Source organism: Streptomyces sp. NPDC047085, assembly GCF_040643735.1.
Lineage (GTDB): Bacteria > Actinomycetota > Actinomycetes > Streptomycetales > Streptomycetaceae > Streptomyces.
Map to the genome: position 1 here is coordinate 748,807 of NZ_JBEYUW010000003.1, position 22,996 is coordinate 771,802.

Sequence of the window (22,996 nt, forward strand, 5' to 3'; positions counted from 1 at the left end):
TGTCGCTTGCGTAATGAAAGGTCCCTGCATATCTCGGTCGCGTCACGGACGCCCGGAGCCTGCTTGAACACCCTTGACAGGCCTATTGGTCTGGGCCAAGCTCCCGGTGCTGGTCTACACCATTGGTCCAGTCCCGGCCCCACGGGCGGTACGACGGCTTGACGGTCACCGCGGGGAGGCAGGGGGGTTTGTGGCATCCCTGAGGAGGGTGGCGTGAAGCGCAAGCTGATAGCCGCGATCGGTATCGCGGGCATGGTCGTCTCCATCGCGGCGTGTGGCAGTGACAAGAAGGACGACAAGGCACAGGGGGCGGACGCCAAGGAGCTGACCGTCTGGCTCACCGTCGACGCCCAGAACAACTGGCCCAACCTGGTGAAGGCCGCCGACGCCGCCGTCCAGAAGAACCACCCGGGCATCAAGATCAAGCACGAGTACTACGGCTGGCCGGACAAGAACACCAAGCTGGACGCCGTCCTGGCGACCGACAAGGCCCCCGACGTCGTCGAGATGGGCAACACCGAGATGCTCGGCTACATGGTCAAGGGTGCCTTCGCCCCCGTCGACCCGGCCAAGTTCGACAACTCCTCCGCCTGGCTGGACGGCCTCAAGGCCTCCGTGACCTACCAGGGCAAGACGTACGGCGTCCCGTACTACGCCGGTGGCCGCGTCGGCACCTGGCGCAAGGACATCGCCGCCGCCTCCGGCATCAAGGCGACCCCGAAGACCTACGCCGAGCTGACCGCCGACCTGGACAAGATCCAGAAGAAGCAGGGCGCCAAGTTCAACGCCTGGTACCAGCCCACCCGCGACTGGTACGCGGCCATGTCCTTCGTCTACGACGCCGGCGGCTCCATCGCCAAGGAGGAGGGCGGCCAGTGGAAGGCCAACCTCTCCTCGCCCGAGTCCCTCAAGGGTCTGGGCGAGTTCAAGAGCGTCCTCGACAAGTACATGCACGGCGACAAGACCAAGGACGAGTCCGACCGCTACATCGTCTACGGCCAGGGCAAGTCGGACCTGATCTTCGGCGCGGCCTGGGAGGGCGCGACCGCCGCCGACCCGAAGAACGACAAGACCGGCAAGCTCAAGGACAACCTCGAGAACTTCGTGCTGCCCGGCCCGTCCGGCAAGAACATGCCGGTCTTCCTCGGCGGCTCCGACCTCGCCGTCCCGGTGAAGTCCAAGGCCCAGGCCGTCGCCGCCGAGTGGATCAACGCCTTCACCGGTCCCTCCGGGCAGAAGGGCCTGATGGCCAAGGGCAACCTGCCCAACAACAAGACGGACCTCGCCACCCTGAAGAACGACCCGGCGACCCTCGTCCCGGCCACCGCGGCCGAGTCCAACTGGTTCGTCCCGATGGCCCCCGGCTGGGGCCAGGTCGAGAAGGCCCAGGTCCTGCAGACCATGCTGCAGAACATCGGCACCGGCAAGAAGTCGGTCGAGGACGCCGCGAAGGAAGCGGACGCCGCGATCGACAAGGTCATCAACACCAAGTGACCTGAGTCGTGGGGCCCCTTCGATCTCGGTCGGTGACCGGGGGAGGGGCCCCGCTCCCCGTACGGCCGCGCGGTGTCCGGCGCCGCGCGGCCTTGCTTCGTACGACCAGAGGGACCGCTGAGGAGCGCGCGATGAGTGCCGCAGACACGACCACCCCTGCCAAGGTGCCGCCGCCGCGGCAGGCGCCGCCACCGGGCGCCCCCGACCGACCACGCGGATCGAGCAGAACCGGCGGAGCGACCACCCCCTGGCTGCTGCTCGCCCCCTGTCTGATCGTCCTCGCCCTGGTCATGGGCTATCCCCTGGTCCGCCTGGTCACCCTGTCCTTCCAGAAGTTCGGGCAGTCCCAGCTGTGGGGCTTCCAGCCGGCTGAGTCCGCCGGGTTCGACAACTTCTCCTCGGTGCTGGGCGACAGCGAGTTCTGGCAGGTCGTGCTGCGCACGATGGTCTTCGCGGCCGGCTCGGTGATCTTCACCATGGTCCTCGGCATGCTGGTGGCCCTGCTGCTGCAGCGCGTCTCCGGCTGGGTGAAGACCCTGATCAACATCGCGCTGGTGGCCAGCTGGGGCATGCCCGTCATCGTCGCCACCACCGTCTTCAAGTGGCTCTTCGACGCCGACTACGGCATCCTCAACGCCCTGATCAGCAAGCTGCCGGGCGTCGACATGATCGGCCACAACTGGTTCGCGAGCGGCCCCGAGGGCCTCGCCGTGATCATGCTGCTGGTGGTCTGGGGCGCGGTCCCCTTCGTCGTCATCACGCTCAGCGCCGGCCTCACCCAGGTCCCCAAGGAGCTGGAGGAGGCGGCCCGCCTCGACGGCGCGGGCGCCTGGGGTGTCTTCCGGTACGTCACCCTGCCCATCCTGAAGCCGATCATCGTGATGCTCACGACCCTCTCGGTCATCTGGGACATGGGCGTCTTCCCGCAGGTCTTCGTGATGCGCAACGGGCACCCGGAGGCCGAGTTCCAGTTGCTGACCACCTACTCCTACGACCGCGCCTTCGTGGTCAACGACTACGCGCAGGGATCGGCGATCGCCCTCATCACGGTCGTCCTGCTGCTCGGTGTGGTCGCCGTGTACATGCGCCAGATGCTGAAGATCGGGGAAGTCGAATGAGCAGCATGAGCAGCGCCGCCGCCTCCACGGGCCGCCGCCGGCTTCCGAGGCTCGGCTGGAACCTCCTCGGCCTCCTCGTCTTCGTCACCGCCGGCTTCCCCGTGTACTGGATGCTGAACACGGCGTTCAAGCCGGCCAAGGACGCCATCGACCCGGACCCGAGCCTGCTGCCCACGGGCTTCACCCTGGACAACTTCCGCCGCGCGCTGGACATCGCCGACTTCTGGGGCCCGGTCGGCCGCAGCCTGATCGTGTCGCTGGCCGTCGTGGCGATCGGCATCGTCGTCGGCATGCTGGCCGCGCTCGCCATCTCCCGATTCGCCTTCCGCGGCCGCAAGATCGTGATCGTCGGCATCCTCGCGGTCCAGATGGTCCCGCTGGTCGCCATGATCATCCCGGTCTTCCTGCTGCTCAACGACCTGGACCAGTACGACAAGCTGTCCGGCCTGATCATCACCTACCTGACCTTCATCCTCCCCTTCACGGTGTGGACGCTGCGCGGCTTCATCGTCAACATCCCCCGGGAGCTGGAGGAGGCCGCGATGGTCGACGGCTGCTCCCGCACCGGCGCCTTCATCCGCGTCGTCTTCCCGCTGCTCGCCCCCGGCATGGTCGCCACCTCGGTCTACGCCTTCATCCAGGCCTGGAACGAGTACCTGTACGCCCTGATGCTGCTCAGCCAGGAGCACCAGACCGCGACCGTCTGGCTCGGCAACTTCACCACCAAGCACGGCACCGAGTACGCCCCGATGATGGCCGGCGCCACGATGATGGCCGTGCCGATCGTCGTCCTGTTCCTCCTCGTCCAGCGCAAGATGGCCGCGGGCCTGACCGCCGGCGCCGTGAAGGGATGACCTCACCCGATGACGACACTCGCCGGCGGCATCACCGCGTTCGACCCGGACAAGGACGACCTCGCGCGTGACGCCCTCACCGTGCTCCAGCCCGGCTTCACCGGCACCACGGCCCCCGACTGGCTGCTCCGCCGCCTCGGCGAGGGCCTGGCGTCCGTGGGCCTGTTCGGCCGCAACATCGCCTCCCCGGAACAACTCGCCGCACTGACCGCCCAGTTGCGCGCGGAACGGGACGACGTCCTGGTCGCGATCGACGAGGAGGGCGGAGACGTCACGCGTCTGGAGGTGCGGGGCGGCTCCAGCTTCCCCGGCAACCACGCCCTCGGCGCCGTGGACGACGTCGAGCTGACCCGTGCCGTGGCCCGCGAACTCGGCCGCCGCCTCGCGGCCTGCGGAGTGAACTTCAACTGGGCCCCCTCCGCCGACGTCAACTCCAACCCCGCGAACCCGGTCATCGGCGTCCGCTCCTTCGGCGCCGACCCCGACCTGGTCGCCCGGCACACCGCCGCCTACGTCACCGGCCTCCAGTCGGCGGGGGTCGCGGCCTGCACCAAGCACTTCCCCGGGCACGGCGACACCGCCGTCGACTCCCACCACGCGCTGCCCCGCATCGACGTGGCCGCCGACGTCCTGGACGCCCGGGACCTGGTCCCCTTCCGCGCGGCCATCGCCGCCGGCACCCGGGCCGTGATGAGCGCGCACATCCTGGTCCCGGCCCTGGACCCGGACCGCCCCGCGACCCTCTCCCGGGGCATCCTCACCGACCTGCTGCGCGGCGAACTCGGCTACGACGGCCTGATCGTCACCGACGGCATGGAGATGCGGGCCATCGCCGACACCTACGGCATCGAGCACGGCAGCGTCCTCGCCGTCGCCGCCGGCGCCGACGCGATCTGCGTGGGCGGCGGCCTTGCGGACGAGGAAACGGTACTGCGGCTGCGGGACGCCCTGGTGGCGGCGGTGCGCTCCGGCGAACTGCCCGCGGAGCGGCTCGCGGACGCGGCCCGCCGGGTACGGGAGCTGGCCGCCCGGACCGCTGCGGCCGGCACCGACACCGCCCCCGACCCCGAGGTGGGCCTGCGCGCGGCCCGTCGCGCCCTGAGGATGACGGGCGGCGCGTCCTTCACACCGCTGACCGAAGCGCCGTACGTCGCCGCGTTCTCGCCCGTCGCCAACATCGCCGTCGGCGACGAGACGCCGTGGGGCGTGGCCGCCGAACTCGGCCGCCTGCTGCCCGGCACCGAGACCGGCAGCTTCACGGGGGAGACGGCGGGGAAGGAGGCGCTGGCCGCGGCGGGCGAGCGCCGCGTCGTCGCCGTGGTCCGCGACGAACACCGCCACCCCTGGATGGCCGAGGCCCTCGACATCCTGCTCGCGGCCCGCCCCGACACCGTCGTGGTCGAGATGGGCGTTCCGCAGGCCCCCGCCCGAGGCGCCCTGCACCTGGCCACCCACGGCGCGGCCCGGGTGTGCGGGCAGGCGGCGGCGGAGGTGATCGCGGGGGTGTAGCAGCCCCTACGACACGGAAGGCGCCGGACGCATGAGAGCGACCGGCGCCTTCCGTTGCCTCAGGGGCGCGGCGTGTTTCTAGATCCCCTGCCACTCCGGCTTGTTGGCGTAGGTGTGCCGGAAGTAGTCGGCCAGCTTCAGCTTGGACGCGGCGGCCTCGTCGACGACCACCGTGGCGTGCGGGTGCAGCTGGAGCGCGGAGGCGGGGCAGACGGCCGCCACCGGGCCCTCGACGGTCGCGGCGACCGCGTCCGCCTTGCCCTCGCCGGTCGCCAGCAGCACCAGGTGCCGGGCCTCCAGGATGGTGCCGATGCCCTGGGTGATGACGTGGTGCGGTACCTGCTCGATGTCACCGTCGAAGAACCGCGCGTTGTCGACGCGGGTCTGCTCGGTCAGCGTCTTGATCCGGGTGCGCGAGGCGAGCGAGGAGCAGGGCTCGTTGAAGCCGATGTGCCCGTCGGTGCCGATGCCGAGCAGCTGGAGGTCCACGCCGCCGGCCCCGGCGAGCGCCCTGTCGTACGCCTCGCAGGCCGCCTGGACGTCCTCGGCCGTGCCGTCCGGCCCCATGAACGCGTCCATGCCGATCCCGAGCGGCTCCAGCACCTCCCGGCGCAGCACCGAGCGGTAGGACTCGGGGTGCTCGGCGGGCAGGCCCACGTACTCGTCGAGCTGGGCGATCCGCGCCCGCGAGGTGTCCACGGCGCCGGAGCGCACCTTGGCCGTCAGCGCCTGGTAGATGGGCAGCGGCGTCGAGCCGGTGGCCACACCGAGCAGGGCGTCCGGCTTGCGCCGCAGCAGCTGGACCATGGCCTCGGCGATCAGCTCGCCGCCCGCCGCGGCGTCCGGAACGATGACAACTTCCACGCTGGCCTGCCGTTCTGAAGAGGGCTCTGGACGTCTGACTGGTTTAGACCAATCTAACAGAATCGGGGTCCCGGAGGGCCGCTTTATTTCTCTAGGGTCCGCTATAAAATGCCCGCCATGGTGACCCCCGGATCGCGTGGCCGCCCGCGCTCCTTCGATCGTGCCACCGCCCTGGAGAAGGCGCTCCTGGCCTTCTGGAGGCACGGCTACGAGGCCACCTCCGTCGCGGACCTCACCCGGGTCATGGGCATCGGCGCCCCCAGCCTCTACGCGGCCTTCGGTGACAAGCGGACCCTGTTCGAGGAGGTCGTCCGGGTCTACGCCGACACCCACGGCGCCTTCGGTGACCGCGCCCTCGCCGAGGAGCCCACCGCCCGCGCCGCCGTCGAGCGCACGCTGCGCCAGGCCGCCGCCGCGTACACCGACCCCGCCCACCCCTACGGCTGCCTGGTCGCCCACGCGGCCACCAACTGCACCAGCCCCGAGGTCGAGCGGCTGCTGCGGGAGCGGCGCACCGCCGCAGTCGCCGCCCTGGAAGCCCGGATCCGCGCCGATGCGACGGCCGGCCTGCTGCCCGCCGGCACCGACTCCGCCGCGCTCGCCCGGCACACCGCGGCGATGATCCAGGGCATGTCCCAGCAGGCCCGGGACGGGGCGAGCCGGGAGGAACTGGAGGCCCTCGCGGAAATTGCCATGGCCATCTGGCCCCGCAGCTGACCCGGGCGGGCTAGGCTGCGTGGCATCGGGTGCCATCCGTAGATCGGATGCCATGCGTCTCGTGCATACCGACAAGACCATGGACACACCTTTGTGGTCTAGTCCACAATCCAAGTGAAGAAGCCTCCGTCTTCCCCGCACAGGAAGGCGGACGAGGAACCGGAGCTCTCTGCCCTGACTGCCCCGGCTCCTCGACCTTCGGCCGACCGGGACCGCACACCCCGCGGCCGATGATGCTCCGGGCTGCGGTGCCGGGAGGGTTGAGGGTCCCTCCCAGGCGCCGCGGCCCGCGGGTGTTTTTCGGCCACTCGTGCGACCCCGGGTACGCTCACAACGTGCCCTCCATGAACGAACTCGTACGCCAGCACACCGCACTCGGCGATTCCGACCTCGAGTGGCTCCACCTGCTGGTCTCGGAGTGGCAGCTGCTCTCCGACCTGTCCTTCGCCGACCTGGTCCTGTGGGTCCCCACGCGCGACGGCACCCGGTACGTCTCCGTCGCCCAGATGCGCCCCAACACCGGCCCGACCTCCTACCAGGACGACATGGTCGGCCACCTGGTCCCGCGCGGCCGCCGGCCCATGCTGGACGCGGCGCTCGACGAGGGCCGGATCGTGCGCGAGGGCGACCCGGAATGGCGCGAAGAGGTCCCCGTACGGGTCGAGTCCATCCCGGTACGGCGTGAGGGCCGCGTCCTCGGCGTCATCGCCCGCAACACCAACCTGCTGACCGTCCGCACCCCGAGCCGGCTGGAGCTGACCTACCTCCAGAGCGCCTCGGACCTCGCGCAGATGATCGCTGCAGGATCGTTCCCCTTCCCCGACCAGCAGGTCGACATGGACGCCTCGCCGCGCGTCGGCGACGGCCTGATCCGGCTGGACGGGGACGGCATCGTCCAGTACGCCTCCCCGAACGCCCTGTCCGCCTACCACCGTCTCGGCCTCGCCGCCGACCTGGTCGGTCACCACCTGGGGCAGACCACCGCCGAACTCGCCCCGACCCGGGGCCCGGTGGACGAGGCGCTCGCCAAGGCGGCCAGCGGCTGGGCCCCGCGCGAGTTCGAGATCGAGGCGAACGACGGCGTCATCCAGTTCCGGGCCATTCCGCTCAAGCCCAAGGGCACCCGCACCGGTTCCCTGGTGCTGTGCCGGGACGTCACCGAACTGCGGCGTCGTGAACGGGAGTTGATCACCAAGGACGCGACCATCCGGGAGATCCACCACCGGGTGAAGAACAACCTCCAGACCGTCGCGGCCCTGCTGCGGCTGCAGGCCCGGCGCATCGACTCCGAGCGTGGCCGGGAGGCCCTGGAGGAGGCCGTCCGCCGGGTCGGTTCGATCGCCATCGTCCATGAGACGCTGTCTCAGAACCTGGACGAACGGGTGGAGTTCGACGACATCGCCGACCGGGTGCTCGCGATGGTCGCCGAGATCTCGCCGGGCAAGGTGACCGGCCGGCGCAGCGGGCGGTTCGGGATACTCGACGCCGAGGTCGCCACCCCGCTGTCGATGGTCCTCACCGAGATCCTGCAGAACGCCCTGGAGCACGGCTTCCGCGAGGGCGACACCGGCACGGTCGAGGTCTCCGCGGTCCGCGGCGGCACCACCAAGGAGGCCCGCCTCCTCGTCACCGTCCAGGACGACGGCGTCGGTCTGCCCGAGGGCTTCGACCCGCAGACCGCGGGCAACCTCGGCCTGCAGATCGTACGGACGCTGGTGGAGGGGGAGCTGGGCGGCACCTTCGACATGGTCCCGGCGCCGGAGCGGGGGACCCGGGTGATCCTCGACATCCCGGTGCGGGCGCAGAAGTAGCTACTGACCCCGCCCCGAACAGCATTGAGCCCCGGGCCACTTCGTGGTCCGGGGCTGAAGGCTCGAAGCTATGCGCATCGGGGGTACTGCGCGCTGCGGCTCGGGGGCGGGAGATGCGTACGTGCTGTACGCGCCGCCAAGCTCAGGCTGTCAGCAGGGGTGGGATGTCAGGCGGAGGCCTGACGAGCCCGGTTGCGGGCGGCGCGACGCTTCATGGCGCGGCGCTCGTCCTCGCTGAGACCACCCCAGACGCCGGAGTCCTGGCCGGACTCGAGCGCCCACTGCAGACACTGCTCGATCACCGGGCAGCGACGGCAGACGGCCTTGGCTTCCTCGATCTGCAGCAGCGCAGGACCGGTGTTGCCGATGGGGAAGAAGAGCTCGGGGTCTTCCTCGCGGCAAACGGCGTTGTGACGCCAGTCCATGGCTGCTACCTCTCCTTGGTATTACGTGCAAGTTGCTTGTGAATGTGAACGCTTTCACGAATCCCTCAACAAGTGAAGGGCCGACCGCAGAGTCTTCCCCGGCGTGGTCCTTGATTGAAGAGGGGTTCCGGTGATCTGTGGAGGCCGGTGTTGCGGGCCGTCCCGATCGCCACGTAGAGACTCGCAAACCTCAGCGGCGGATACAACCCCTTCCGGAAAGTTTTTTTTGATTCCTCGGTGTCGACTAGGTCACAGCCGTACTTCCATGGGGTGGACCCTGGCCTAAACGTTCGAGTGAAAGGACTTTTGCCTGTTCCGCTCACACAATCACACGCAGTGCACGGCGTACGCCTGTGAACGTCACGCTCGTACGCAGTCCCAGATGGTCGCCGTCCATCTGGAGGGGCAGAGGAGCCTTCGAATGCAAGGTGAAGCGGTCCAGATCGTGCAGGGAGACAGCGTGCTTGCCGTGGGGTCCGCGCTCGGGGGACGAAGTGAGCAACTGCGTGCCATACCGGGCAACCGCGGCCGTCGACAGGCGGCTGAGACCGAGTACGTCGATGCCCGTATCGAACGACGCCTTAGGTGACGTGTACATCGGACGATTGCCGAGATACGTCCAAGGGGACGTGTTCGAGACTATGGCGACAACAAGATCGGTGACCGGGTCCGCGCCGGGCCGTTCGAGCGTGATCGTGCCGTGCCGGCGGTGCGGCTCGCCGAGGAACTGCCGGACGACCTGACGGACGTAGAGCCCGTGCGTCGACTTCTTGCCGCGCTCGCGCTGCTGCTCGACCCGGCCGACGACGCCCGCGTCGAAGCCCAGCCCGGCGTTGAAGGTGAACCAGCGGTCCGGCACCGCCTCGTCCTCGGTGCCGGGCGTGCCCGAGGTGAGACCCAGGCCGACGACGCGCTCGCGGCCCTCGCGCAGGGCGTCCAGCAGGGCGCCGGTGGCCTCGACGGGATCGTTGGGCAGGCCCAGGGCGCGGGCGAAGACGTTGGTGGAACCGCCGGGGACCACGGCGAGGCCGGGCAGCCGCTCCGGATCCGGGCCGCCGTGCAGGAGACCGTTGACGACCTCGTTGACGGTGCCGTCGCCGCCGAGGGCCACGACCATGTCCGTGTCGTCGCTCTCCGCCGCCTGCCGGCCGAGGTCCCGTGCGTGGCCGCGGTACTCGGTGGTGACCACCTCGAGCTTCATCTCGCTCGCCAGCGCGTGGATGAGCACATCACGCCTGCGTGCGCTTGTGGTGGTTGCCGCCGGATTGACCACGAGAAGTGCACGCATGGATGGCAGCGTACCTACTGGGTGGTACTCGGCCCAGACCGAGGTAGGGATCCGGTAAGAGACGGGGGCGTGAGCCTGGACACGCACGTCGGCGCCCACGACCGCGCGGCGCGCGGGGTGGAGGCGGCCGCCGCAGGGCGCAGGGCTACGCTTCTGGGGTGAGCAGTGAGCAGAAGCCCGCCCAGGACACCGCCCCGGTCACCGAGGCATCCGGTGCCGCCGCCGGAGCGCGCCCGCGTCGGCTGACGTACGCGGCCGCGCTGGCCGCGCTGGAAGGGCTCGCCCTGGTGGTCGGGGGCGTCTGGATCCTCGTTCTCGGGCTCACCGGCGACCCGGACGACCGGCAGCAGGCCGTGACCGGCGGGATCACGCTGGCCGTGCTCGCGCTGCTGCCGCTGCTCGCCGCGCGCGGGCTGCTGCTCAGGCGTGGCTGGAGCCGCGGGCCCGCCATCATCACGCAGATCATGGCCCTTCCCGTGGCCTACAACCTGCTCAAGGCCGACAGCATGGCCATCGGCGCCGGTATCGCGCTCGCGGTGGTCGCCGTGGCCTCGCTGGTGCTGCTGGTGAACCCGGCGACGACCCAGGCCCTCGGGATCAAGGGACCGGGCCGCGCCGAGTAGGCGCCCGCAGCGGACTCTTCGCAGGGGTCCTACTCCTCGACGAGGAGCTTCTCCCGCAGCTGGGCCAGTGTCCGGGCGAGCAGCCGGGAGACGTGCATCTGGGAGATGCCGACCTCCTGCGCGATCTGCGACTGCGTCATGTTCCCGAAGAACCGCAGCAGCAGGATCCGCTTCTCGCGCGGCGGCAGGTCCTCCAGCAGCGGCTTGAGCGACTCGCGGTACTCCACGCCCTCCAGCGCCTCGTCCTCGGCGCCGAGTGTGTCGGCGACCGCGGGCGACTCGTCGTCGGTGTCGGGGACGTCCAGGGACAGCGTGGAGTACGCGTTCGCGGACTCCAGGCCCTCCAGGACCTCCTCCTCCGAGATGGCGAGCTTCTCCGCCAGCTCGTGGACCGTGGGGGAGCGGCCGTGCTGCTGGGACAGCTCGGCGGTCGCGGTGGTCAGCGCGAGCCGCAGCTCCTGCAGCCGGCGCGGCACCCGGACCGCCCAGCCCTTGTCCCGGAAGTGCCGCTTGATCTCGCCGACGACGGTCGGGGTGGCGTACGTGGAGAACTCCACACCACGGTCCGGGTCGAAGCGGTCCACGGACTTGATCAGGCCGATCGTGGCGACCTGGGTGAGGTCGTCCAGCGGCTCGCCGCGGTTGCGGAAGCGGCGCGCCAGGTGCTCGACGAGCGGCAGATGCATGCGGACCAGCTGGTTGCGCAGCTCCGCGTACTCCGGGCTGCCCTCCTTGAGCCCCCGTAGCTCGACGAACATCGCGCGCGCCCCGCTCCGGTCCTGGGGGTCGTGCTGTGCCGCCTGCACGGCCTCCGCGCCCGGCGCGGCGTCCTCGGCGTCTCGCTCGTGCTCGCTCATCGTCCCGCCCGTCACCCTTCCCCGAGCCCTCGCCTGCGCGTGCGGGGCGGACCGGGGTCCGCCGCGCTCCTGCGCAGGCGCGCTCTGCACGGCACCGTCATGGCCGACCTGCGCGGAGTCGTCCTCCGGGTGGGGTCTGGCCTGCTCGGGGATGCCGTCGATGCCGTCGGTCATGCGTCGGGAGCCGTTCGAGGGGCTGGTGCCCCCCGTCGGCAGCTCCCGTGTGCCGCGCTCTTCGTCACGCACCGGACCGTCCCCGTTCCTCACGCCGGCCCGGGACCCGCGCCGCGCTGTTTGTAGAGGCTGATCGACACGGTCTTGTCCTCGTCGACGGCGGACGAGACCTTGCCCGCGAGGGCCGAGAGCACGGTCCAGGCGAAGGTGTCCCGCGAGGGGGCGTGGCCGTCGGTGGTCGGCGCCGACACCGTGACCTCCAGCGAGTCGTCGACGAGCCGGAAGACGCAGCTCAGCACGGAGCCCGACACGGCCTGCTGGAGCAGGATCGCGCAGGCCTCGTCCACAGCGATGCGCAGGTCCTCGATCTCGTCCAGGGTGAAGTCCAAGCGGGCCGCCAGACCGGCCGTGGCCGTCCGCAGCACCGACAGGTAGGCACCCGCAGCCGGCAGACGGACTTCCACGAAGTCCTGGTTCGCCGCGGGCTCGCCTGCGATCTGGGACACCCTCACCTCCATGGTGGTACAAGCTTTACGGGGCCGAGGGTCGCCCCCCGGGGTAACGCGTACGTGGTTCCGCGGTGACGCTATCGCGCTCGGAACGTTCCTGTCCCTGGGACCCCAACCCCCTGGCGTCACTCACAGTAAAGCTGCGGATACGCTCCGTGTCTAGAGGGTTTGCGGGCCCAAATGGGAAGAGCGCGCGCCGGGTTGACGTACCCCGGCGTCAGACGCCCGAACCGTCCGCGGTGGCGGCCGCATGTCGTCTCCCGTGCAGTGTCACACGAGAACGTGGTCGACGAAGCACCACCGCCAGTCCTCTCCGGGTTCGAAGCTCCGCATCACGGGGTGTCCGGACTCCGTGTGATGCCCCGTCGCGTGCTGCTTCGGCGAGGAGTCGCAGCAGCCGACGTGGCCACAGGTCAGGCAGAGCCGCAGCTGTACCGGATGCGTCCCCTCCGCAAGACACTCCAGGCAGGTCTCGCTGAGCGGCCCGGGTTCCGGGTGCGGCAGCGCGTCGGCGTGCGTGCACTGTTTCATGATTGCCAGGTTACGACGGGCGTGCGGGTGACCGCGCGGAAAAAGAGGGTGGGCGAGGATCATGGACGTGTTGCCGCTGCTGCTCCTGGTGGCGGGCAGCGCCGCGGTCGCCGGCGCGGCCCGGCGGACCCCCGTGCCGGCGCCCCTGCTGCTGGTCGCGGCCGGCCTCGCGGTGTCCTACGTGCCCGGGGTGCCCGACTACACCCTCGACCCCGAGGTCGTCCTCCCGCTGCTGCTGCCCCCGCTGCTGTACACCTCGGCGAGCGACAGCTCCTACCTCGACCTGCGGGCCCAGCTCAGACCGGTGGCACTGCTGTCGGTGGGCTACGTGCTCTTCGCGACCGTCGTCGTCGGCTGGGCCGTCCATCTGCTCGTCCCCGGGATGCCGCTGCCCGCCGCGCTGGTGCTGGGCGCCGTGGTGGCGCCGCCCGACGCGGTGGCCGCCACGGCGATCGCGCGCCGGGTCGGGCTGCCGTCCCGGATCACGACGATCCTCCAGGGCGAGTCGCTCCTGAACGACGCCACCGCGATCACCGCCTACAAGGTGGCCCTGGCCGCCGCCATCGGCGAGGGCGCGACCTGGGCGGGCGGCATCCGCGAGTTCCTGATCGCCGCGGTCGGCGGCGTCGGCGTCGGCCTCGTCCTCATGGCGCCCCTGCACTGGCTGCGCACGCACCTGAAGGAAGCCCTCCTGCAGAACACCCTGTCCCTGCTCATCCCGTTCGTCGCCTACGGCGTCGCCGAGCAGGTGCACGCCTCCGGGGTGCTCGCGGTCGTGGTCGTCGCGCTCTACCTCGGCCACCGCGCGTGGGAGGTCGACTTCGCCACCCGGCTCCAGGAGGAGGCGGTGTGGAAGATGGTCGCCTTCATCCTCGAGTCGGCGGTCTTCGCCCTGATCGGCCTCCAGCTCCCGGTCGTCCTCAAGGGCCTCGGCGCGTCCGAGGGCCCGCGCGCCGCCTGGTACGCCGTCGCCCTCTTCCTCGTCGTCGTGCTGGCCCGGTTCGTCTGGGTCTACCCGGCGGCCTTCGGGCCCCGCGTGCTCTCGGAGCGCGTCAGGCAACGCGAGGACAACCCCACCTGGAGAGGGGCGATGGTCACCAGCTGGGCCGGCATGCGAGGCGTCGTCTCCCTGGCCATCGCCTTCTCCATCCCCGAGACCGTGCACGGCGGCCAGCCCTTCCCGCAGCGCAACCTGATCCTCTTCCTGACCTTCACCACCGTCATCGGCACGCTGGTCGTGCAGGGACTGTCCCTGCCCCCGCTGATCCACCTGCTCAAGTTTCCCGGCCGCGACCAGCAGGCCGAGACGCTCGCCGAGGCCAACGCCCAGGCGCAGGCCTCCCGGGCCGCCGAGACCCACCTCGACGAACTCCTCTCCGACGAGCGCAACGCCCTGCCCCCGCCCCTCGCCGACCGGCTGCGCGCCGTCCTGGAGCGCCGCCGCAACGCCGTCTGGGAGCGGCTCGGCCAGGTCAACCCGGTCACCGGCGAGTCCGTCGACGACACCTACCGCCGGCTGTCCCGCGAGATGATCGGCGCCGAGCGCGAGGTCTTCGTCAAGCTGCGCGACCTGCGCTACATCGACGACGAGATGCTGCGGGCGCTGCTGCGCAGGCTCGACCTGGAGGAGGCGGCGGCCTACCGGGAAGCGGGTTAGGCGGCCCGGCGGGCTGTCCGGCGGCCGTCGTGGCCGGTTGGTCTGGGTGGGCTAGGAGGGCGGGGGCGGCTGGGCCGGCTGGGTGGGCGGGAAGGGCCGTCCGGTGACGACCGCCGCGATCGTCGTCCCGCGCGCGAAGGCGCCTTCTTCCGCCAGGGCGACAAGTCCGTACAGCAACTTGGCGACATACAGGCGTTCCACGGGCAGGCCGTGCCGCTGCTCGAAGTCCTCCGCGAAGGCGTCCAGTTCCGGTGTCGTACGGGCGTAACCGCCGAAGTGGAAGCGGTCGTCCAGGGACCAGACGCCGGTGCGGGCGCCGAACGCGCGCTCCTGGAGGGCCTCTATGTCGGCCTCCAGGAAGCCGCCGCCTTTGAGGACCGGTATGCCGAGCGCGCGCTGCCCGGTGCCCAGCCCGGCGGCGAGTCCGGCTAGGGTGCCGCCGGTGCCGCAGGCCACCGCCACGACGTCGGCCCGCCCGCGCATCTCCTCGCCGAGAGCCGCGCAGCCGCGCACCGCCTCGGCGTTGCTGCCGCCCTCGGGCACGACGTACGACGCCTCCGCGCCGGCCGCGCGCAGAATCGCCGCCAAGGTCTCCGGCTCGCCCTTGCACCGGTACGTCGACCTGTCGACGAAGTGCAGTCGCATGCCGTCGGCCGCGCACCGGGACAGCGACGGGTTGAGCGGGCGGTCCGCCAGCTCCTGGCCGCGGACCACGCCGACCGTCGGCAGCCCCAGGAGGCGGCCCGCTGCGGCGGTGGCTCGCAGATGATTGGAGTAGGCCCCGCCGAAGGTGACCAGCGGCCGGCCCCGCGCCGCCTCGATGTTCGGCATCAGCTTGCGCCACTTGTTGCCGATCAGCTCCGGGTGGATCAGATCGTCCCGCTTGAGCAGCAGCCGCACACTCTGCCGCTCGAATCGGTCGTCGCGGACCTCTTGGAGGGGAGAGGGGAGCACGGGGGCGAGCGGGTCGGCGCTGGTCACGCGCCCATTGTCGCCGAGCGGCGGAGCCCGCGCCCGGCCCCAGGGCGGGTCGGCCCCCAGTCCTTCTGCCGCTGTTCCTCAGCCGCCGTCCTTCAGCCGTTCCCTGATCCGGTCCGCAGGGACGCCATCGTGAACCCCCGCGGATCCACCCTCCCCTGGCTGCCACTCCCGGTGGCCGATGACCGACCGCTCCGTCCAGCCGTGCCGTCGGCACACCGCCGCCGCGGCCCGCACGATCGCGTCGAGCTGCTCCTCGGGCCAGGGATCCTCGCCGTCGCCGAGCTCGACGGTGTGCCGGCCGCCCCGGGTGACGGTGTGGTGGATCATCACGCCGTGGACCGGGCCCCAGGGGCCTGTGCGAGCCGATCCGGACAATCGGTGCAGCGAGGGCGACAGAGGGCTAGATCCCTCTTTCTGCCCAGTAGTCGGATGATCCATTCCCGCTCTTTTGGGTAATGGTGCGCGTGCTCTGCGTGATGGAAGGCTCGTTTCAGTGAGACCGGTGCCAGGTGAGATCCGGCACCGGGCGTACATGGGAGGGCATTTCCTTATGTCGGTAGGCGAAGAGGTCCGCACGGATCAGGGCAAGCCGCAGCAGTCTCTCGGCACGGCGGCAGCGCGGAACCTGGCCACCACGACCAAGTCCGTACCCCAGATGCAGGAGATCAGCTCCCGCTGGCTGCTGCGCACCCTGCCGTGGGTGGACGTACACGGCGGCACGTACCGGGTGAACCGGCGCCTGACCTACGCCGTCGGCGACGGCCGCATCACCTTCGTGAAGACCGGCGACCAGGTGGAGGTCATCCCGGCCGAACTCGGCGAGCTGCCGGCGCTGCGGTCGTACGAGGACATCGACGTGCTGACGGAGCTGTCCCGGCGCTGCCGGCAGCGGGACTACGCGCCCGGCGAGGTGATCGCGTCCTTCGGCAGCCAGACCGACGAGGTGTACCTGCTGGCCCACGGCAGGGTCGAGAAGGTCGGCACCGGTCCCTACGGCGACGACGCGGTCCTCGGCGTCCTCGCCGACGGCGCCTACTTCGGCGAGCAGGCGCTGGTGGACCCGGACGCCATCTGGGAGTACACCGCCCGCGCGGACACCGCGTGCACGGTGCTGATCCTCAGCCGCCAGGACTTCGAGCAGGTCGCCGAGCGCGCCGACTCGCTGCGCGACCACGTCCAGCAGCTGCGCTCCGTCCCCGAGCAGCGGACCAACAAGTACGGCGAGAAGGAGGTCGAGCTGGCCGCCGGTCACTCCGGTGAGCCCGACATCCCGCACACCTTCGTCGACTACGAGGCCCGGCCCCGCGAGTACGAGCTGAGCATCGCCCAGACCGTGCTGCGCATCCACACGCGCGTGGCCGACCTGTACAACCAGCCGATGAACCAGACCGAGCAGCAGCTGCGGCTCACGGTCGAGGCGCTGAAGGAGCGCCAGGAGCACGAGCTGATCAACAACCGGGACTTCGGCCTGCTCCACAACTGCGAGTACGACCAGCGGATCCAGCCGCACGACGGCGTGCCGAGCCCGGACGACATGGACGAGCTGCTCAGCCGCCGGCGCAGCACCAAGCTGTTCCTCGCCCACCCGCGCGCGATCGCCGCGTTCGGACGCGAGCTGAACAAGCGCGGACTGGTCCCGGAGACCATCGACATGGGCGGTAACCGCATCCCCACCTGGCGGGGCGTGCCGATCTACCCGTGCAGCAAGATCCCGGTCACCGAAGCCCGGACGACCTCGATCATCGCCATGCGGACCGGCGAGGCGGACCAGGGTGTCATCGGCCTGAGGCAGTCCGGCATCCCGGACGAGATCGAGCCGAGCCTGTCCGTGCGTTTCATGGGCATCAACGAACAGGCCATCATCAAGTACCTGGTGACGGCCTACTACTCGGCCGCCGTCCTGGTGCCAGACGCGCTCGGCGTGCTGGAGAACGTCGAGATCGGCCGGTGGCGGTGACGTTTCCGCACTTCGCGGCCGTGTTCCTGCCCTCCGGGGCGGGTACATCCTCGGGGTATGCGTCCAGCCGGAGCGGAAGCGCCGCCGTCCGCGGACTCCGCGAGGGGGAACCATGGCCGAGTTCATGACGGAGACCAAACAGCACGCAACGGGGGAGACACGGTCCGGCGGGCCGGGGGAGGAGCCCGCGCCACCAGGACCGCGCGAGCGGCGCGGTCCGGGCGCTGACGCCGGGACCGGTCCGCTCGACGGGCAGGAGGCGCCGGCGCTGCTGGAGCGGACCCGGTCCCTCGTCGACCCGGAGCTGCGCGCGGCCGTCGAGTCGCTGCCCGGCCCCATGCGCCGGATCGCGCTCTACCACTTCGGCTGGCAGCAGGCGGACGGCACCCCGGCGGCGGGCAGCGCCGGCAAGGCGATCAGGCCCGCCCTCGTGCTCGCCGCGGCCACCGCGCTGGGCGGCCCGGGGGCGCGGGCGGCGGCCGTGCGGGCCGCCGCCGCGGTCGAACTGATCCACAACTTCACGCTGCTGCACGACGACGTGATGGACCGGGACACCACACGTCGGCACCGGCCCACGGCATGGACGGTGTTCGGGGTCCCCGACGCGATCCTCGCCGGGAACGCGCTGCAGGCGCTGGCCCTGCGGCTGCTCGCCGAGGACCCGCACCCGGCCTCCGGTCCGGCCGCCGCCCGGCTCGCGGACTGCGTGGTCGAACTGTGCGCCGGACAGCACACCGACACCGCCATGGAGCAGCGCGCCCCCGACGAGGTCACCCTGGACGAGGTGCTCGCCATGGCCGAGGCGAAGACCGGCGCGCTGCTGGGCTGCGCCTGCGCACTCGGCGCGCTGTACGCGGGCGCCGGGGAGGAGGAGGTGGCGGCGCTGGACGCCTTCGGCCGCCAGGCCGGGCTCGCCTTCCAGCTGATCGACGACGTCATCGGCATATGGGGAGATCCGCGGCGCACCGGCAAGCCGGCCGGTGCGGATCTCGCGGTCCGCAAGAAGTCCCTGCCGGTGGTGGCGGCGCTCGTCTCCGGCACTCCGGCGGCGGCCGAACTCGCCGAGCTGTACGGCAAGCCGTACGTCGCGACGGAGAGCGGGGACGACGGGGAGCTCGCGCGGACGGCCCTGGCCGTGGAGCAGGCGGGCGGCCGGGACTGGGCGCAGGCCGAGGCGGCCGACCGGATGGGGCGGGCGATGCAGGAGCTGGCCCGCGCCGTGCCCGCCCCGGATTCGGCGGGCGGCCTGCTGGCACTGGCGGAGTTCGTGACCCGGCGCAGCAGCTGAGACCGGGCCGAGAGTGATCGGCCGCGCGAGCGGCTTGAGCGGCCCGAGCGGCCGGAGCGGCTCGGCCCGAGCGGCCTGGGCAGCCGGTCGGCCAGGGCAGCCGATCGGCCCGGGCGGCCACAAGAACCCGGAGCCTCCGGGACCGTGCGGCTCCTGACCCCGCACGGTCACCGGGGGCTCCGGCCCTCGGGTCCCGCACATCCCCACAGTGTGCGGGGCCCGTCCCCATCTCCATCGCGGGTGCGGAGAGGGCGCGAGAAATTCGCTCGCGAAAGTCGATCGCTCGGGAACCCGGTGGAGACGCGGTGCGTTCTCACAGTGACGGCCGGTGACGTCGAAGGCGGCGGAGCCGGACGGGACAGGAGACCACGGGGACTACGGGGAAGAGCGCGGGGGCGACCATGGGCGAGCGGACAGTGAGGGTCAGGACGGCGGGGCAGGGTGACCGGGATCTGTTGATCGGCATCCTGGACGCGGCCTTCCAGAGCGATCCGGTCAGCGGCTGGCTGTTCCCGGACCCGGAGTACCGCCGTGCGGTGCATCCCCGACTGGTGGCCGCCCTCACCGGACTCGTGCTGAACGAGGGGTGGGCCGACGTCACCGAGGACGGCTCGGCATGCGCCCTGTGGCTGTCCGAGCCCGCGCGGGACAAGGGCGCCCACGCCGAGGACGACGGCCCGGCCCGGCTGCGCGAGGCGATCGACCCGGACAACGAACGCGTGGAACTGGTGGGCCGGTTGACGGGTGCGGCGCATCCCTCGGACCGTGCGCATCTGTATCTGCCGCTGATAGGCGTGCTGCCCGACCGGCAGGGCAAGGGCCTGGGTACGGCACTTCTCGGGCCCGTCCTCGACCGCTGCGACCGCGAGGGTCTGCCCGCCTACCTGGAAGCCAGCAACCCTGGCAGCCGGGGACTGTACGAGCGCCTCGGCTTCACCGACCGCGAGCCCCTCGACCTGCCCGACGGCCCGCGCGTATGGCCGATGTGGCGGGAACCGCGCGGCTGACCTGCCGAAGCCGGCCTCCTGAAGCCGGCCTGCTGAAGTCGGCTTCCTGAAGCCGAGCCCCTGGATCCGTCGGTCTACTTCTCGGGGACCACCGTCGCCACGATCCGTTCGACCAGCCCCTCCGGCACGCTCACCCCGTCCAGGGCGCCGTCCAGGACTCCAGGAAGGGTCAGGTGTTCCAGGATGAGGCCGAGCATGGCGAGGTAGAGGACGGTGACGGTCTCGTCCCCGCCGGGCAGGCCGGCCTGTCGGTGGAACTCCATGCCCTGCTCCAGGTCGCCGCGTACCGACGTGGTGAAGGAGGCGCGCAGTTCGGGGCGCCGGGTGGCCTCCAGGCGCATCTCCAGCAGGGCGAGGTAGCCAGTGCGGTCGCGGACCGCGCGGTTCATGAGGTCCCGCATGAGGGCCGTGACGAGCGAGCGGTCCCGGGCGCCCCGCAGCAGTCCCTCCATCACCTCGGGATCCGGGGCGAGCCGGATGTGCAGCCGGGCGTCGATCTGGCGGAGCAGGTCGTCACGGCCGGTGAAGTAGTTCGAGGCGGTGCCGGTGGGCACACCCGCCTCGGCGTCCACGGCACGGAACGTCAGGCCTCGTGCGCCCTCCCGCGCGAGCACCGTGATCCCGGCGTCCACCAGTGCCGCCCGCCGTTCCGGATTCCCCGCCATGCGGAACCACCTCTCCCACTTGCCCTCGTCCCGAGACTTCTCCCGGAAACACCTTGCACCACTACAACTGGAGTACTACAAATGGAGCACTACAACCGGAGTGGTTACACCGCCGCCCGGCAGCCTACGAAAAGAGAACAGCTTGCGAAAGCTCACGTACCTCATCGCCTGCTCGCTCGACGGCTTCATCGGCGACGAAGCCGGCGACGCCACGGCGATGTTCCGCTTCCTCGACGAGGAGTACCTCGCGTTCCTCACGACGGAGTTCCCGGAGACCCTGCCCACGCACGTCCGCAAGCAGTACGGCGCCGACGGCCTGGAGAACAAGCGGTTCGACACCGTCATCCAGGGCCGGGGCAGCTACGAACCGGCGCTGAAGGAGGGCATCACCAGCCCCTACGCCCATCTGCGCGAGTACGTCGCCTCACGCACCCTGGGTGCCTCGCCCGACCCGCACATCGAGATCATCGCCGAGGACGTGGTCGGCCGGGTCCGGGAACTGAAGGCGGAGCAGGGTGGGTTGGGGATCTGGCTGTGCGGCGGCTCGCGGCTCGCGGGAGCCCTGCTCGACGAGATCGACGAACTGGTCATCAAGACCTACCCGATCGTCTACGGCACGGGCATGCCGATGTTCGGCACCGGCCTCGACATCAAGGAGTTCACCCTGGACTCGGTGCGCACCTTCGGCAACGGCGCGCTCATGCGGACGTACCGCAGGAAGCGCTGAACCCGCGCCCGCCCTACCCTGGGGACATGGGCAGGGTGAAACATGTCTGTCCCGTCTGCGGACAGCCCGTCGGGACCATCGTGGGGCGGCACAAGACGCTGGGCGCCTGGGTACCGGTGTGGGCCCCCGGCCCGTGCCACAACCCCGACTGCGAGGCCTACGGGGGACCTGCCGAGCCGGCGGCACCGGAGTCCGGGACCGACGACCAGCCGCGACCCGAGGAATCCTCCGCGAAGGAACCCTGAGCGGACCATGAAGTACCTGGTGATGGTGCAGGGCACGCAGGCGGACTACGACGCGATGGCGGGCAGACCCTCCGCGCACTCCCCGGCCTGGACCGAGGTGCAGCTCAAGGCCATGTATCTGTACATGAACGCGATCAACGACGACCTCGCCGAGTCGGGCGAACTCGTCGAGGCCCAGGGCCTGGCCGAGCCCGCCCGGACCCGGCTGGTCGGGCGCGACGAGGACGGCAACACGGTGATCACCGACGGGCCGTACGGGGAGACCGAGGAGCACATAGTGGGCTACTGGGTGGTGGACTGCGCCGGCCTGGACCGGGCCACCGAGATCGCCGAACGCGTCACCCGCTGCCCCGGACCCGAGGGCCTGCCCGACTATCCCGTGGTGATCCGGCCGATCATGGACGGTGCCGCGGCCGGGCCGTGGCCGTAGCGTGGCCGTATGCCGAAACTTCCGCACATCGTCCACGTCACCGAGCGCTCCCTGTGGGAGGAGGCCCGCGAGCGCGGCACCTATGAGGTGTCGACCCGCGGCCGCACCCTCCAGGAAGAGGGCTTCATCCACTTCTCCACCCGCGAGCAACTCCCGCACATCGGCGCCCTCCTGTACGGCGACTACGCGGGCCCGGACGAGCTGGTGGTGCTCGTGGTGGACCCGGCCCGGCTCGACGTGCCGCTCAAGTACGAGGCCATGAAGCCGGGCGGGGAGGAGTTCCCGCACGTGTACGGCCCGGTGCCGGTCGACGCCGTAGTGGACGTGGAGCCCTGGAGGTGACGGAGACGACGGGACGACGGGGGTGACGGGCGTGACAGGGGTGACGTCAGTCGCGCGCAGGCGCCGGGGGCTTGTCGGCAGCCGCCGGTAGCCCGCCGGTCTCGGGGTTGCGTCCGGTCAGGCAGTACGTGCCGCCGACCGGATCGCGCATCACCGTCCAGTGGGGCTGCTCGGCGACGAACACGGCCCCCAGCCGCTCGTGCCGGGCACGGGTCGCCCGGCGGTCCGCGCAGGCGATGTCCAGGTGGGCGCCGGCCGGGCGTTCGTCGCCGAGGCGCTGGAGGAGGAAACGGACAGGCAGCCCCGGCGGCGGGGTCAGCACCCGGAACTCCGGCCGGGAGGCCCCCGGTTGGTCCCAGCCGGTCAGCGCGGTCCAGAAGGCGGTCTCGGCGTCGTACCGGGAAGGGGGGATGTCCAGGCACACCTGGTCCAGGCGGCTGCCCTCGATCACGGGCGGCCGTACCGACTCCTCGTGCCAGGGCACGGCGCAGAACAACTGTCCGGCGGGGGAGCGCAGTACGGCCCAGTCGCCGTGGTCCGCGACCAGGTCCGCGCCGAGTTCCCGGGCCGTCCGCACCAGGGCGGGCACGTCCTCGACACACAGGTCGAGATGCGCGCCACCCGCCCCGTCGGCGACCCCCTGCAGCTTCACGCACGCGTCCGTGTCCGCGCCCTCGGGCAACAGGGTCATGAACTCACCCTGATCCCCGCGCGGTTCGGACAGCCGCGTCCCGGTGACGGCCGACCAGAAGGCCCCGGCCTCGGCGAGCCGGTCGGCGGGTCGGTCGACGAAGGCGTACGTCCAGCGGATGGCGGTCGTGGTGGTCATGGCGGTGATCCTAAGCACGGACAACCGGCAACAGGGTCCGAGCCCGGACGCGGCGAAGGGGCCCAGAGACGGCGAAGGGGCCCGGTCGGTGGGT

Annotated in this window: 24 protein-coding genes and 1 pseudogene; 15 read left to right on the top strand and 10 right to left on the bottom strand. The window is 71.0% G+C overall.

The annotated features are described in order from the left end of the window. Positions 1 to 213 precede the first annotated feature (213 nt). The 4 genes from ABZ865_RS14430 (at position 214) to ABZ865_RS14445 (ending at position 4,975) form a co-directional block, all read left to right on the top strand. Positions 214 to 1,494 carry an extracellular solute-binding protein gene (locus ABZ865_RS14430; RefSeq protein WP_361229058.1) on the top strand — a complete coding sequence of 427 codons (1,281 nt, stop codon included), beginning with the start codon at positions 214 to 216 and terminating at the stop codon, positions 1,492 to 1,494. 131 nt (positions 1,495 to 1,625) lie between these two features. Beyond that, the gene (locus tag ABZ865_RS14435; protein ID WP_361229060.1) at positions 1,626 to 2,612 is read left to right on the top strand and encodes a sugar ABC transporter permease; all 987 of its coding nucleotides are present in this window, start codon (positions 1,626 to 1,628) and stop codon (positions 2,610 to 2,612) included. Further along, entirely contained in the window at positions 2,609 to 3,466 is an 858-nt protein-coding gene (locus ABZ865_RS14440) for a carbohydrate ABC transporter permease (protein WP_361229063.1), read from the top strand. Before ABZ865_RS14435 ends, ABZ865_RS14440 begins: the two co-directional genes overlap by 4 nt. A 9-nt stretch (positions 3,467 to 3,475) precedes the next feature. Beyond that, positions 3,476 to 4,975 (top strand): glycoside hydrolase family 3 protein, encoded by a 1,500-nt coding sequence (locus tag ABZ865_RS14445; protein WP_361229066.1) that lies wholly within the window; start codon positions 3,476 to 3,478, stop codon positions 4,973 to 4,975. A gap of 78 nt (positions 4,976 to 5,053) precedes the next feature. On the opposite strand, the gene nagB is transcribed toward ABZ865_RS14445, so the two are convergent. Next, complete coding sequence (nagB, locus tag ABZ865_RS14450; RefSeq protein WP_361229069.1) at positions 5,054 to 5,839, bottom strand: glucosamine-6-phosphate deaminase; 786 nt, start codon at positions 5,837 to 5,839, stop codon at positions 5,054 to 5,056. Between the two features lie 117 nt (positions 5,840 to 5,956). Here nagB and ABZ865_RS14455 point away from each other — a divergent pair, with 117 nt between their 5' ends. Both ABZ865_RS14455 and ABZ865_RS14460 read left to right on the top strand, forming a co-directional pair. Next, positions 5,957 to 6,556 carry a TetR/AcrR family transcriptional regulator gene (locus tag ABZ865_RS14455; protein ID WP_361229072.1) on the top strand — a complete coding sequence of 200 codons (600 nt, stop codon included), beginning with the start codon at positions 5,957 to 5,959 and terminating at the stop codon, positions 6,554 to 6,556. Between the two features lie 335 nt (positions 6,557 to 6,891). Next, entirely contained in the window at positions 6,892 to 8,367 is a 1,476-nt protein-coding gene (locus ABZ865_RS14460; RefSeq protein WP_361229076.1) for a PAS domain-containing sensor histidine kinase, read from the top strand. Between the two features lie 167 nt (positions 8,368 to 8,534). Here the strand turns inward: ABZ865_RS14460 and ABZ865_RS14465 are convergent, their stop codons facing one another. Together ABZ865_RS14465 and ABZ865_RS14470 are read right to left on the bottom strand one after the other, a co-directional pair. Beyond that, positions 8,535 to 8,792, bottom strand: coding sequence for a WhiB family transcriptional regulator (locus ABZ865_RS14465; RefSeq protein WP_003992873.1), 258 nt, complete (start codon positions 8,790 to 8,792; stop codon positions 8,535 to 8,537). A gap of 319 nt (positions 8,793 to 9,111) precedes the next feature. Further along, positions 9,112 to 10,080 carry a diacylglycerol kinase family protein gene (locus ABZ865_RS14470; RefSeq protein ID WP_361229079.1) on the bottom strand — a complete coding sequence of 323 codons (969 nt, stop codon included), beginning with the start codon at positions 10,078 to 10,080 and terminating at the stop codon, positions 9,112 to 9,114. A 158-nt stretch (positions 10,081 to 10,238) separates the two neighbouring features. On the opposite strand from ABZ865_RS14470, the gene ABZ865_RS14475 reads away from it, so the two are divergent. Then, a complete protein-coding gene (locus tag ABZ865_RS14475) occupies positions 10,239 to 10,703 on the top strand; it encodes a hypothetical protein (RefSeq protein ID WP_361229082.1) in 465 nt (154 codons plus the stop codon). Between the two features lie 29 nt (positions 10,704 to 10,732). On the opposite strand, the gene ABZ865_RS14480 is transcribed toward ABZ865_RS14475, so the two are convergent. From ABZ865_RS14480 to ABZ865_RS14490, 3 genes are all read right to left on the bottom strand, one after another. Then, positions 10,733 to 11,806, bottom strand: coding sequence for an RNA polymerase sigma factor SigF (locus ABZ865_RS14480; RefSeq protein ID WP_361229084.1), 1,074 nt, complete (start codon positions 11,804 to 11,806; stop codon positions 10,733 to 10,735). Positions 11,807 to 11,823: 17 nt separating this feature from the next. Next, positions 11,824 to 12,240 carry an anti-sigma regulatory factor gene (locus ABZ865_RS14485; protein ID WP_100828178.1) on the bottom strand — a complete coding sequence of 139 codons (417 nt, stop codon included), beginning with the start codon at positions 12,238 to 12,240 and terminating at the stop codon, positions 11,824 to 11,826. A gap of 273 nt (positions 12,241 to 12,513) precedes the next feature. After that, positions 12,514 to 12,774 (bottom strand): UBP-type zinc finger domain-containing protein, encoded by a 261-nt coding sequence (locus tag ABZ865_RS14490; RefSeq protein WP_361229087.1) that lies wholly within the window; start codon positions 12,772 to 12,774, stop codon positions 12,514 to 12,516. A gap of 61 nt (positions 12,775 to 12,835) precedes the next feature. On the opposite strand from ABZ865_RS14490, the gene ABZ865_RS14495 reads away from it, so the two are divergent. Next, positions 12,836 to 14,431: a Na+/H+ antiporter gene (locus tag ABZ865_RS14495; RefSeq protein WP_361229090.1), complete on the top strand. Its 1,596-nt coding sequence runs from the start codon at positions 12,836 to 12,838 to the stop codon at positions 14,429 to 14,431. A gap of 51 nt (positions 14,432 to 14,482) precedes the next feature. Here the strand turns inward: ABZ865_RS14495 and ABZ865_RS14500 are convergent, their stop codons facing one another. Together ABZ865_RS14500 and ABZ865_RS14505 are read right to left on the bottom strand one after the other, a co-directional pair. Next, positions 14,483 to 15,412 (bottom strand): pyridoxal-phosphate dependent enzyme, encoded by a 930-nt coding sequence (locus ABZ865_RS14500; protein WP_361229093.1) that lies wholly within the window; start codon positions 15,410 to 15,412, stop codon positions 14,483 to 14,485. Positions 15,413 to 15,490: 78 nt separating this feature from the next. Further along, positions 15,491 to 15,766 (bottom strand): annotated as a pseudogene (locus ABZ865_RS14505) (N-acetylmuramoyl-L-alanine amidase); the annotation flags it as partial. A gap of 196 nt (positions 15,767 to 15,962) precedes the next feature. On the opposite strand from ABZ865_RS14505, the gene ABZ865_RS14510 reads away from it, so the two are divergent. The 3 genes from ABZ865_RS14510 to ABZ865_RS14520 all read left to right on the top strand — a co-directional run bounded on the left by ABZ865_RS14510 (position 15,963) and on the right by ABZ865_RS14520 (position 19,664). Further along, positions 15,963 to 17,369 (top strand): family 2B encapsulin nanocompartment shell protein, encoded by a 1,407-nt coding sequence (locus ABZ865_RS14510; protein WP_361229096.1) that lies wholly within the window; start codon positions 15,963 to 15,965, stop codon positions 17,367 to 17,369. A 112-nt stretch (positions 17,370 to 17,481) separates the two neighbouring features. Next, complete coding sequence (locus ABZ865_RS14515; protein ID WP_361229099.1) at positions 17,482 to 18,657, top strand: family 2 encapsulin nanocompartment cargo protein polyprenyl transferase; 1,176 nt, start codon at positions 17,482 to 17,484, stop codon at positions 18,655 to 18,657. A gap of 401 nt (positions 18,658 to 19,058) precedes the next feature. Continuing rightward, the gene (locus tag ABZ865_RS14520; RefSeq protein ID WP_361229102.1) at positions 19,059 to 19,664 is read left to right on the top strand and encodes a GNAT family N-acetyltransferase; all 606 of its coding nucleotides are present in this window, start codon (positions 19,059 to 19,061) and stop codon (positions 19,662 to 19,664) included. Between the two features lie 74 nt (positions 19,665 to 19,738). Here ABZ865_RS14520 and ABZ865_RS14525 read toward each other — a convergent pair whose 3' ends face one another. Further along, the gene (locus ABZ865_RS14525; protein ID WP_361229105.1) at positions 19,739 to 20,329 is read right to left on the bottom strand and encodes a TetR family transcriptional regulator; all 591 of its coding nucleotides are present in this window, start codon (positions 20,327 to 20,329) and stop codon (positions 19,739 to 19,741) included. A 142-nt stretch (positions 20,330 to 20,471) separates the two neighbouring features. On the opposite strand from ABZ865_RS14525, the gene ABZ865_RS14530 reads away from it, so the two are divergent. From ABZ865_RS14530 to ABZ865_RS14545, 4 genes are read left to right on the top strand one after another with little or no spacing between them, the layout of a single operon-like run. Continuing rightward, positions 20,472 to 21,056 carry a dihydrofolate reductase family protein gene (locus ABZ865_RS14530; RefSeq protein ID WP_361229107.1) on the top strand — a complete coding sequence of 195 codons (585 nt, stop codon included), beginning with the start codon at positions 20,472 to 20,474 and terminating at the stop codon, positions 21,054 to 21,056. Positions 21,057 to 21,082: 26 nt separating this feature from the next. Then, a complete protein-coding gene (locus ABZ865_RS14535; RefSeq protein ID WP_361229110.1) occupies positions 21,083 to 21,301 on the top strand; it encodes a hypothetical protein in 219 nt (72 codons plus the stop codon). A gap of 7 nt (positions 21,302 to 21,308) precedes the next feature. Continuing rightward, positions 21,309 to 21,731: a YciI family protein gene (locus ABZ865_RS14540; protein WP_361229113.1), complete on the top strand. Its 423-nt coding sequence runs from the start codon at positions 21,309 to 21,311 to the stop codon at positions 21,729 to 21,731. A gap of 9 nt (positions 21,732 to 21,740) precedes the next feature. Beyond that, positions 21,741 to 22,073, top strand: coding sequence for a DUF952 domain-containing protein (locus ABZ865_RS14545; RefSeq protein ID WP_361229116.1), 333 nt, complete (start codon positions 21,741 to 21,743; stop codon positions 22,071 to 22,073). A 46-nt stretch (positions 22,074 to 22,119) separates the two neighbouring features. On the opposite strand, the gene ABZ865_RS14550 is transcribed toward ABZ865_RS14545, so the two are convergent. Then, on the bottom strand, positions 22,120 to 22,902 hold the full coding sequence (locus ABZ865_RS14550) for a VOC family protein (protein ID WP_361229119.1): 783 nt from the start codon (positions 22,900 to 22,902) through the stop codon (positions 22,120 to 22,122). Between the last annotated feature and the right edge of the window lie 94 nt (positions 22,903 to 22,996).

Bases quoted from the DNA above. Each gene is read 5' to 3' on its own strand.
- ABZ865_RS14470 (WP_361229079.1), bottom strand. From the start codon at position 10,080: ATGCGTGCACTTCTCGTGGTCAATCCGGCGGCAACCACCACAAGCGCA.
- ABZ865_RS14550 (WP_361229119.1), bottom strand. From the start codon at position 22,902: ATGACCACCACGACCGCCATCCGCTGGACGTACGCCTTCGTCGACCGA.
- ABZ865_RS14520 (WP_361229102.1), top strand. From the start codon at position 19,059: ATGGGCGAGCGGACAGTGAGGGTCAGGACGGCGGGGCAGGGTGACCGG.
- ABZ865_RS14455 (WP_361229072.1), top strand. From the start codon at position 5,957: ATGGTGACCCCCGGATCGCGTGGCCGCCCGCGCTCCTTCGATCGTGCC.
- ABZ865_RS14540 (WP_361229113.1), top strand. From the start codon at position 21,309: ATGAAGTACCTGGTGATGGTGCAGGGCACGCAGGCGGACTACGACGCG.
- ABZ865_RS14440 (WP_361229063.1), top strand. From the start codon at position 2,609: ATGAGCAGCATGAGCAGCGCCGCCGCCTCCACGGGCCGCCGCCGGCTT.
- ABZ865_RS14445 (WP_361229066.1), top strand. From the start codon at position 3,476: ATGACGACACTCGCCGGCGGCATCACCGCGTTCGACCCGGACAAGGAC.
- ABZ865_RS14495 (WP_361229090.1), top strand. From the start codon at position 12,836: ATGGACGTGTTGCCGCTGCTGCTCCTGGTGGCGGGCAGCGCCGCGGTC.
- ABZ865_RS14465 (WP_003992873.1), bottom strand. From the start codon at position 8,792: ATGGACTGGCGTCACAACGCCGTTTGCCGCGAGGAAGACCCCGAGCTC.
- ABZ865_RS14525 (WP_361229105.1), bottom strand. From the start codon at position 20,329: ATGGCGGGGAATCCGGAACGGCGGGCGGCACTGGTGGACGCCGGGATC.
- ABZ865_RS14490 (WP_361229087.1), bottom strand. From the start codon at position 12,774: ATGAAACAGTGCACGCACGCCGACGCGCTGCCGCACCCGGAACCCGGG.
- ABZ865_RS14510 (WP_361229096.1), top strand. From the start codon at position 15,963: ATGTCGGTAGGCGAAGAGGTCCGCACGGATCAGGGCAAGCCGCAGCAG.
- ABZ865_RS14535 (WP_361229110.1), top strand. From the start codon at position 21,083: ATGGGCAGGGTGAAACATGTCTGTCCCGTCTGCGGACAGCCCGTCGGG.
- ABZ865_RS14545 (WP_361229116.1), top strand. From the start codon at position 21,741: ATGCCGAAACTTCCGCACATCGTCCACGTCACCGAGCGCTCCCTGTGG.
- ABZ865_RS14515 (WP_361229099.1), top strand. From the start codon at position 17,482: ATGGCCGAGTTCATGACGGAGACCAAACAGCACGCAACGGGGGAGACA.
- ABZ865_RS14435 (WP_361229060.1), top strand. From the start codon at position 1,626: ATGAGTGCCGCAGACACGACCACCCCTGCCAAGGTGCCGCCGCCGCGG.